This window comes from Rossellomorea aquimaris, from assembly GCF_020172085.1.
Lineage (GTDB): Bacteria > Bacillota > Bacilli > Bacillales > Bacillaceae_B > Rossellomorea > Rossellomorea aquimaris_E.
Window position 1 is genome coordinate 582,253 of record NZ_JAIVAT010000007.1, and the last position, 9,041, is coordinate 591,293.

General features: G+C 41.0%; 15 protein-coding genes. 9 read left to right on the forward strand and 6 right to left on the reverse strand.

The window, feature by feature from the left end; translation table 11 throughout:
• Positions 1-48: 48 nt before the first annotated feature.
• Both LCL96_RS15535 and LCL96_RS15540 read right to left on the reverse strand, forming a co-directional pair.
• Positions 49-576: an AAA family ATPase gene (locus tag LCL96_RS15535; protein ID WP_224942474.1), complete on the reverse strand. Its 528-nt coding sequence runs from the start codon at positions 574-576 to the stop codon at positions 49-51.
• A gap of 38 nt (positions 577-614) precedes the next feature.
• A complete protein-coding gene (locus LCL96_RS15540; protein ID WP_224942476.1) occupies positions 615-998 on the reverse strand; it encodes a hypothetical protein in 384 nt (127 codons plus the stop codon).
• Between the two features lie 227 nt (positions 999-1,225).
• On the opposite strand from LCL96_RS15540, the gene LCL96_RS15545 reads away from it, so the two are divergent.
• The 6 genes from LCL96_RS15545 (at position 1,226) to LCL96_RS15570 (ending at position 4,698) form a co-directional block, all read left to right on the forward strand.
• Positions 1,226-1,705 (forward strand): GNAT family N-acetyltransferase, encoded by a 480-nt coding sequence (locus LCL96_RS15545; protein ID WP_224942478.1) that lies wholly within the window; start codon positions 1,226-1,228, stop codon positions 1,703-1,705.
• 3 nt (positions 1,706-1,708) lie between these two features.
• Positions 1,709-2,248 (forward strand): GrpB family protein, encoded by a 540-nt coding sequence (locus LCL96_RS15550; protein ID WP_224942480.1) that lies wholly within the window; start codon positions 1,709-1,711, stop codon positions 2,246-2,248.
• Entirely contained in the window at positions 2,245-2,844 is a 600-nt protein-coding gene (locus LCL96_RS15555) for a hypothetical protein (protein ID WP_224942481.1), read from the forward strand. Before LCL96_RS15550 ends, LCL96_RS15555 begins: the two co-directional genes overlap by 4 nt.
• An 85-nt stretch (positions 2,845-2,929) precedes the next feature.
• On the forward strand, positions 2,930-3,208 hold the full coding sequence (locus tag LCL96_RS15560; protein ID WP_224942482.1) for a hypothetical protein: 279 nt from the start codon (positions 2,930-2,932) through the stop codon (positions 3,206-3,208).
• A 74-nt stretch (positions 3,209-3,282) separates the two neighbouring features.
• A complete protein-coding gene (locus LCL96_RS15565; RefSeq protein WP_224942483.1) occupies positions 3,283-4,272 on the forward strand; it encodes a S66 peptidase family protein in 990 nt (329 codons plus the stop codon).
• The gene (locus LCL96_RS15570; RefSeq protein ID WP_224942484.1) at positions 4,273-4,698 is read left to right on the forward strand and encodes a DUF3021 family protein; all 426 of its coding nucleotides are present in this window, start codon (positions 4,273-4,275) and stop codon (positions 4,696-4,698) included.
• Positions 4,699-4,717: 19 nt separating this feature from the next.
• Here LCL96_RS15570 and LCL96_RS15575 read toward each other — a convergent pair whose 3' ends face one another.
• Both LCL96_RS15575 and LCL96_RS15580 read right to left on the reverse strand, forming a co-directional pair.
• Positions 4,718-5,077, reverse strand: coding sequence for an ASCH domain-containing protein (locus tag LCL96_RS15575; protein WP_224942485.1), 360 nt, complete (start codon positions 5,075-5,077; stop codon positions 4,718-4,720).
• 27 nt (positions 5,078-5,104) lie between these two features.
• On the reverse strand, positions 5,105-6,019 hold the full coding sequence (locus tag LCL96_RS15580) for a GNAT family N-acetyltransferase (protein WP_224942486.1): 915 nt from the start codon (positions 6,017-6,019) through the stop codon (positions 5,105-5,107).
• Positions 6,020-6,178: 159 nt separating this feature from the next.
• Between LCL96_RS15580 and LCL96_RS15585 the strand changes: the two genes are divergently transcribed.
• The 3 genes from LCL96_RS15585 to LCL96_RS15595 all read left to right on the forward strand — a co-directional run bounded on the left by LCL96_RS15585 (position 6,179) and on the right by LCL96_RS15595 (position 7,245).
• Positions 6,179-6,382 (forward strand): hypothetical protein, encoded by a 204-nt coding sequence (locus LCL96_RS15585; RefSeq protein ID WP_224942488.1) that lies wholly within the window; start codon positions 6,179-6,181, stop codon positions 6,380-6,382.
• Between the two features lie 164 nt (positions 6,383-6,546).
• Positions 6,547-6,819: an ArsR/SmtB family transcription factor gene (locus LCL96_RS15590; RefSeq protein ID WP_224942490.1), complete on the forward strand. Its 273-nt coding sequence runs from the start codon at positions 6,547-6,549 to the stop codon at positions 6,817-6,819.
• Between the two features lie 39 nt (positions 6,820-6,858).
• On the forward strand, positions 6,859-7,245 hold the full coding sequence (locus LCL96_RS15595) for a VOC family protein (RefSeq protein ID WP_224942492.1): 387 nt from the start codon (positions 6,859-6,861) through the stop codon (positions 7,243-7,245).
• A 611-nt stretch (positions 7,246-7,856) separates the two neighbouring features.
• Here the strand turns inward: LCL96_RS15595 and LCL96_RS15600 are convergent.
• Positions 7,857-8,396, reverse strand: a complete 540-nt coding sequence (locus tag LCL96_RS15600; RefSeq protein ID WP_224942494.1) for a cupin domain-containing protein — start codon at positions 8,394-8,396, stop codon at positions 7,857-7,859.
• 180 nt (positions 8,397-8,576) lie between these two features.
• Positions 8,577-8,867, reverse strand: coding sequence for a DUF4190 domain-containing protein (locus LCL96_RS15605; protein WP_224942496.1), 291 nt, complete (start codon positions 8,865-8,867; stop codon positions 8,577-8,579).
• Between the last annotated feature and the right edge of the window lie 174 nt (positions 8,868-9,041).

The following is a 9,041-nucleotide window of genomic DNA, read 5'->3' on the forward strand; positions in this document are numbered from 1 at the left end:
TCCCAAGCTTTTTGATTTGTATTGAAGTGGTCTAGTCGTTGGGAAGGTCTAATTTTCAATAACCATTTCTCCTTCCCCACTTGGTACCTCAAATCCATTAAGGTAAGATGCTAAACGTTCCTCTGAAATAGGGAAGGAATTTGCATCAAAACGTTGGTTACGCAGCTTTAGTCGTTCACGTAAATCCTTTGGATGTACTTTTAAATAAATCAGTTTCCAGTTACCGCCTGAATCCTCAATCAGTTTCTTGTACTGGTTCCTTCTGACGCGGTCCCAAAAGCTAAAGTCAATCACCACCTGTTGCTTGTCGTGGATTAACTCTACTAAACGGTTACGTAATCGGTTTTCTGCAGATTTTCTATATTCATCAAACTTTTCCATGGGAAAATCAATCCCCCAGCGGCCATTTGTAGCCCATATTTCTTCATCAACTGAAAGACGTACAAACCCTTCCTGTTCCAATATTTTTGAAAATGTGGTTTTCCCAGATCCGGCAATTCCACACATCATGACCACTAGAGGGGTTACATGATTTCTTTCACGATAAATGGTGTCAAAATTAAATGTATCAAACATTAGTAAATCCCCCTTAAATGTTAACTCTTCGGTAAAAATTAAAAAGGTATGTCTTTGGTTAATCCATATATCATGTTGAATTCCCAATACTGCCCTGTTATCCCGAGTAATACAGGCGATTTGTAATATCCCAATTGATGTATAGTTTCACCATCGTTGTTAATAAATAATATTTTATATGGTGGCATTTCAAAATCTAAGGTATTGGTAGAAAGCGTATCAGCATCATCCAGATCGTCAATAAGTTCATTGATAAACTTCTTGTCATTCATTGTGACTACGTACTCCTCTTTTTCCCACGTAACAATCTTTAATTCTTTCACTTCTTCATTAAGATCAATATTTTTGTTTTGTTGACAACCAGCCATCACGAGTAAAAATAATGACGTAAAAAGGACAAGGCAAAACCTGTTTTTCCTCATCTTATACCTCCATACCCTTTTTGTTGCATCTGATACAAATTAACTTATTCCATTCATTTGAATTATTTTTACCGGGCAGGGTGTTACACTTCTGAAGGGGCACTACCTTTGTGTATCCTATTTCTATTTTAACATGGAGCTTCTTATATTTTCCTTTTTTTACAATTAAATCTATGGTATCTTCCAGTAGAGTGCCTCGTGAGATGGAAAAAAGGGGGAGAGGATGAATGAACATCGTATCGCTGAATGAGATACCGAAAGAAGACCTTATTGAATTTTTTAATCAGACGTGGGGTAGCTCGAAGATGGTGATTTCAAGCGGAGTCTATGATTGTACTCGTTTAGACGGCTTTGCCGTTTTGAATGAAGAGAGTGTCATCACGGGCTTGATTACATATGTGTTTAGGGATGGAGAATGTGAGATTATTTCACTTGATAGTTTGGAAGAACGAAAGGGAATCGGCACTGCCCTGATGAAAGAAGTGGAAAGAGTCGCTGCTGAGAACCGATGCACACGCATGACACTGATTACGACCAATGACAATCTGCTGGCATTGAAATTTTATCAAAAGAGGGGCTTTGTCCTATCGAAAATCCACCGGAATGCCGTGGAGAAAGCGAGAGAGATTAAGCCTGAGATCCCTTTGATTGGGAATGAAGGGATTCCGATCAGAGATGAGATTGAACTCGAGAAGGGGGTGGGGTGACGGATGGAACATCACAATTGGCCAAAATGGGCTGTGGAAACAATTGAGATAAAGCGTCCAAACCCGGAATGGATTGAAGCCGGGAGAACGGAAGTGAAGGAGCTTTTGCACCATTTGAGTCCCTTTGGTGTAAAGGACGTGGAGCATGTCGGAAGCACTTCGATACGCGACCTGCCGGCGAAACCGGTTCTTGACGTGATGGCCATGATTCCATCCTTTGCTGATCTTGAGGAGATATCCGAGAAGCTTGCGAAGGATCAATGGCATTATGTACCGACGGAGCTCGATAACCGGCCATGGAGAAGATTCTTTATCAAGGTGGAGAATGAGAAGCGCGTCGCCCATCTGCACCTCATGCTGGAAGGGGAACCGAGATGGGAGGAACAGCGGTTATTTCGAGACCGATTAAATGAAAACCCTTCCTTAAAAGAAGAGTACGCCGAGCTTAAAAAGCATCTGGCGGAGCAATTTCCCGACGATCGGGAGGCGTATTCAGAAGGGAAAGCATCATTTATACAAAGAGTGTTGGGGGAGGAAAAATGAACAAACGATTATTGCTTATCATGATACTCGCCATGGGGTTCCTCCTGATGGCATGCATTGGGGCAGCGGAGCAAAGTGGAAGTACGGAACAAGCGGAGCCCGAAAAGGAAGAAAGCCAACGTGCAGAAGAGACTGAAGCAGATGAAACGGTTGATTCTGTGGATATGCAAGAGGCCACATCACAAAACCAATCAGACAGCGAAGAAGATCCTCTTGCTACATACCCTTCAGACAAAATCGAATACGCCCGCGTCTGGCTGCAGGTGATCGGGAATCAAGATGTAGAAGAGTTGAATGTCCGACATATTTCAGCCGGGGAGAATTTGAACCCTTATGATGAAGAGAGTGTTTCTTATCCTGAAGACGTCATCGTATTAAGCGGCAAAGCCATGGCCGATGGCGTTGTCACATACAGCGGCAATGGGGACGGCACGATAAATGTGTATGATGTTCCATCGCACTGGCCAACAAGTGAACAGCTAAAGGAGTCGATGGAGGAGTATACGCAAGGAATCGTGGAAGGTGCGGAGAAGGTTTCCGTTGATGCGGGGGAGGATGAAGAGGTTATTGGGTTGATTGAGAAGATGGAAGGGTAGGAAGCCATGGGGACAGGCACCATGGCTCATTTTTGAGAAAGTGCCACGGTACCTGTCCCTGTGGTTCAAGAACAGGAGGATAAAATTGAAAAGTGAAGCAACATCAAAGAAGTGGACGTTCTTTAGAACGGTTCCTCTTGCGATCATCCTTTTGATTTCTTTGCTTTATTTATTTGATGAAGATCCTTTTAATAACGACATAGGTTGGTTTATGATGATCCTTTTTTGGTTGTATAAGGGTTTGTTTGATCTGATAGAAGATAAGAGGAATGGGAATAAGAAGTCGATGATTGGGAATGCCATTTTTGTCTTTGCTGCGACCGGAGTTCTGGTTTGGCAGATTGGCACATACTTGGCTGGGTAGTGCCCAATAAAAGAGTTTGTTCAAAAAATAAGAAAAACAATGTATAACGCTATTAAGAAAGTAAGGTGACATCGATGCTTCCATTAAAAAAAGGCGATAAGATAGGGATTTTCACTCCATCAGCACCTGCGACGGTAACAGCAAGGAAACGATACGAACGGGCAAAGGCATTCCTTGAAAGCAAAGGGTTCAGCATAGTAGAAGGAAATTTAACGGGGAAATCTGAAGTCTATCGCTCAGGTTCACCTAAAGCGCGTGCAAATGAATTGAATGAGTTATTGAGAGACCCTGAAATCAAGATGGTCATGTCAACGATCGGAGGCACTAACTCTAACAGCTTATTACCGTATATCGATTATGAGGAGTTCAAACGAAATCCGAAAATCGTCGTAGGTTATTCAGATGTAACAGCCATTTTACTTGCACTTTATCATAAAACAAATGTAACGACCTATTATGGCCCTGCTCTTATTCCTTCGTTTGGTGAATTTGAACCGTTAGTGAACGATACGTATCAGTATTTTGAAAATTACTTTATGAGTGAATGTCACCTTCCTTATGAAATCCCGATGCCGAAGTTTTGGTCTGATGAACCTGTTAATTGGTTAGAAAAGACCAGGGATAAAGCTCTCTATCCAAATGAGTGGATAACAAGAAACACCGGTGCGGCAGAAGGGAGATTAGTAGGTGGAAATGTAAATGCCATGTATGGATTTATTGGAACAGAGTATTTCCCACCCATTCAAAATGGGGACATCTTACTGATAGAGGATTGCGCGAAGGACGCGTCTATCGTGGAAAAAAACTTTGCGATGCTCAAAATGCATGGAATCTTTGAGAAGGTATCAGGAATCATTTTAGGAAAGCACGAGGGATATGATGATTTAGGGATGGGAAAGAAACCTATAGAGATCCTTATGGAGCAATTAGATGATAAAGAGATTCCTATTTTAGGAGAATTTGATACCTGTCATACTCATCCCATGCATCCTTTAGCCATAGGAAAAAAAGTAAGGTTCGATACCAAAACCAAATTAGTACATTGCGTTGAAGAGTGGCTCTAGATGATGGAAAATATCGATCATAAGAAAGGAATCCAAATGAATCTATTAAAAAAAGGATTACTCAGAGGCACTATCCCATTTATTCTCCTGACACTCGTATCCCTTTGGCTTACCTATCAAGGATTATCGGTAGCTTCAAATCACGCCTTTTTCATGGGTCTCATCGCTTTTTTCCTTGGAGTGACAAGTGTCATTTATGAAATTCAAGGTTGGCGTTTCATAAAACAAATTTTCGTTCATTATGTGCTTATGCTGGTAACTGTTTTTCCGACGTTGCTTCTGAGCGGTATGTATCCACTGGATTCCATAAGAGATGTCGTAAATGTATATTTTCTGTTTAATATAGTGGGGGTCATTCTGTTTTTGATTACTCATCTTATTTTTCAATGGCGTTATAGAGCGTATATGAAAGCTCAGAAACAATAGAGTCTTAGAGGATTTACCTCTAAGACTCTATTGTTTGCGCCGAAAGATTGACCCAAATGACCGCCCCCATCGGATGCTTGTACGAAAGGGGCTCTGGATAGATCTTGGGGTTTTCAAGGACCCAGGCATAGGTTTTTTGATAAGGTAAGTCTTGAGCATTCTCACTTTGAACGCAGTGAAACTCATGGCTTTCCTGATAGTCCTTTAAGGTTAACTCTTTACTATCAATGAGATTGACTTCCCCATACACCATACCTGATCCACTCTTGATGAGAGCAATCGTTCCACGTATCTTTGTGTTGGAGCCCCTGATTTCCCACTTCTTTTTTCCGTCCAATATGTGTTCAATCCAAGGGGATTTTATGATGAGCCCTTTCATGGCACTTCTCCTTTTTCTTCCCGTTCGTCACTCTGCATACATATCCGTGATTGATTTACTTCGAATGAATCCAAGGTTTTCGTAGAGCTTAATAGCTGGATTATTTTTAAGTACAGACAGGCGGGTAGCCGGGTATTCTTTACTTGAACTGTTGATGGAATGGGTTAATAGAAATCGTCCGAGACCTTTATGCTGGTGATCGGGGTCTACGGCTAAGCTCATGATGAGAGGATACTCTTCGAATTCCATGTGGAGGCAGACACCTACGATGGTGTTCGTTCCCGTATCGACAATCACTCGTGAACTTTCATCCATGATGGGATTGTTTCGGTGTAAGTCCAGAAACTCCTTCACATGCAGAATATAATCCTCTTTGGCTGCGATGTGTTTATATACAGAATTCGCTCTATAGGCTTTCATAATCAAAGTGGCTATCTCATCCGTATCTTCACAGACAATCGCTCTTGATGCATATCCTTCAGGAAGTATGGCCGACATGGATTGTGTTGGACGGGTCATCCAATAATTCACTTCATGAATCTGGCATCCTTGTTGTTCATACGTTGGCACATGTTCTTCTACCACTTCTCTAATGAGGATCTTATCGTCGGTCTTCGATATCGTTTTTAAATAGGGTAATAGCTTATTGACTAAGCCATCATAATCTTCATAAGGTGGAACAACAAATAAATCTGACATGAAATTTGGTTTCAGGAATACACCGCCAATGATGGTTTCATCCTTCATGATGAAATATCCGCAGTCAAAAATCGAAGCTTGTTCGATTAATGTCGCAGCTGATCTTCTAAAATAGTAGTCTGCATATTTTTGTCCATAATAGATGGAATAATATCGTATGTAATCCTTTGGTTCTTGATAAACTAGTTTGAATCCGCCTTCTAAATGGATAGGTTCTTTCAACGTTTGAACGTGGTCACTCATTCTTCTCGCCCCCTCGCATTAAGTTTAACATATTTTTCCTATGTGGAAGTCAGAGAGATATTTAAGTCATACAACGGCTCATCCATTGATATGATAGAATCAACATAACAATTAGGCGGTTTAGTAAAAATAATTGCCGATAAAGGAGCGAATACGTCATTGGCTATTATCACGTTTCTACTCATTGGATGGGTGCTCACTTGGTTTAAGTTTCAACATTTATTTATTCAGGCATTCAAAGAACTCTTCAAGCTGGATATCAGTAATGCGAGCTATTATTTTGTTTTCTTTTGTATAGGTGTATTTGGTGATCTGATCTTATTCATTCAAGGTTCTTATGAAGTGATTTTGATTCATTCGTAGTGTGGGGAATAAAACCACGACATTAGCGGATTCTTTTTATTAGTCAGGCTGAACCTGAGGTAGGCTTTCTTATTGATAGAAGGTCTATTTTTTTGCCTTGGGTTCGGGGAAGACTCTACTTTGCCTGATTGACGAGCAACTATTTGGTTGCTTATAATGGACGTATGGATAAAGACGTTATATTCAAAGCCCTTAGCGACTCGACGCGGCGATTGATCCTGGATGAGCTTTCCGATCGGAACGAGTTGACGTTATATGAACTTACTGCTCGTCTCGTGATGAAGCATGATCTTTCCATCACCAGGCAGGGCATTACGAAACATCTTAACCTATTGGAAGAAGCCGGGCTCGTCTTGTCACAGCGCAAAGGGAAATATCGAGTGCTTACGTTTAACAAAGAACCGCTTACGAACTTATTAAAAGGATGGGTAGAATAAGGAATCACTCCATCACCCTTCCAGAGGAGGCCATTACAGATGAAGATTTTCATTACCAGTATATTCGTTCAGGATCAGGACAAAGCATTGGCGTTTTATACAGAAACGCTGGACTTTGTTAAGAAGCATGACGTTCCAACCGGGGCTCACAGGTGGATCACGCTTGTTTCTCCGGATCAACAGGAAGGGACTGAGCTGTTACTTGAACCGAATGAACACCCGGCTGCGAAAGAATTTCAGGAGAAACTATTCGCAGATGGCATCCCAGTCACGATGTTTGGGGTTTCGGATATTCATGAAGAGCATAAGCGATTAGTGGACAAAGGGGTAAGCTTTACAATGGAGCCGACAACTATGGGGAACGTCACAATAGCTGTGTTTGATGATACATGCGGAAACCTGATTCAGATGATGGAGCAGAAGTAACCTACATCCTCGACCGTCCCTCTATGTGCTGTATACGGCGCGCAGAGGGGACGGTCCTTTTTTTGATGTAGGACCACACCATAAAAAAATCTGCCTCCATTCGAGACAGATAGGTAGATTACTTTAGAAAAGGGTGCTGATTTTTTCTCTGCAGAAGGGACAGGATATTTCTTTAATTTCTTTAAAAAAGATCGCCTTTTTCGCCGATCGGATATTTTCAAAAAAATCGGGATAAGGAATTCCGCACTCCGTCACCTTGGTATTCTTTATAGCATGTTTTTGAGAGGAAAAAGGTCCTTTTATCACCGGGAATAGCAATAGAAAACCTCCATTATAAATTGAGATGAAAGTATTAATGTAGCATTTGGATATTAATCTAGTGTTGGGGAAATGTTAACGGTTGGTAAAGGTTGCGTTCGTTTTTCTTTATGAGATGGTGTAGAAAGTCTTTACTTGAGGGAGAAGACACGTATTTGAATAAAGGTGAGCATTGCTGATGGCAGTGCTTTTTTTGTATGTAATTCACCTTGAACATAAGGAAGACCTCAATAACAACAGGCGGAGTTTCTTGACCGTGACAAGGGCCTGCCCCTTGTCACGGCCAATCCCTATTAATGTGAGAGATACTTATTCAAAAGCTTATACCTACCTGTTCGTTTTCCAATTTGAATGAAAAACCGAAACAAGAATCGTTGAATCCAAATGGGGATACCGGCTACTAAGGTGTTTTGAAGGTAAAGAATATACACTGTGTTAAACAGATTATTCGGTATGCCTTTATCATTGGTTAAGCCGTCTTCCATTAAACCATAATGAATGCGTACTGATTCTTCAAAACCTTCACCAGGCGCCAATGATACGGTGAATCGAACAGGTTTAGTAGATTGATTATGAAATGTGTGAGCTTCTTTTAACGGAACAAAGATTTTTTTACCAGGTGTTAGGACGTGTTGTTCTTTCTTGTGAGTGACCGTGAGTTCTCCTTCTATGACGGTGAATTGTTCTGTAAAATGGTCATGGAAATGGAGAGGCGGCCCCTCTGTATTGGGAGGAAGACTTACTTCGATTAATAATGCTTCTTTGGTTTTCTTTAAAAAAGAGATGGTTTCTCCTGTGAATGTGTGGGTAACTGTGTTGGAGTCTTGGATCATATAAAACTCCTTTCTATTTTAGATAAAGAATACCATATTATACGGAGAAGAAGTTCCCTTCATATCATGTTGAAACCCATACGGAATTATGACCATAAATTGAGATGAGCTTCTCATTCCCCTCATCTATTATAGAGATGGAGAAAGGGAACGTCCCATACGAAAATTTTCTTTTTAACGCTAAAAAGAGATCCCACTCGAAAACGTCATATACGCCATAACCACCCAACAGATCGAAAACAAAATGCCAATCCCACTAAAAATAACCCCTGCAATGGCAAGCCCCCTCCCCTCCTGGCCACTCCGCTTCACTTCATGTCGGGCAATCATACCCAATATGACACCCACCACCCCAAATATCGCTCCTATCATAGGAATAATCACAATCACAATGGATACGATACCCAATATAAAAGACGCCACCGCTTTTCCATTCAATCCTTTTCTTACTGGCTCATTACCAGGATTCATTCGCTTCTCCCCCTTCTAAAGAAAAGTATATGACTCCACCATGGTGAAACATGAGGGACGGACCTTCATCATTTTTCATGTCGAAATCATTCCTTTGACTAACGAACTTGAAAGGCATAAACTAAAATAGTTCCATTATGAACAATTAAATACATTAACTATTAGAAGTGAGGG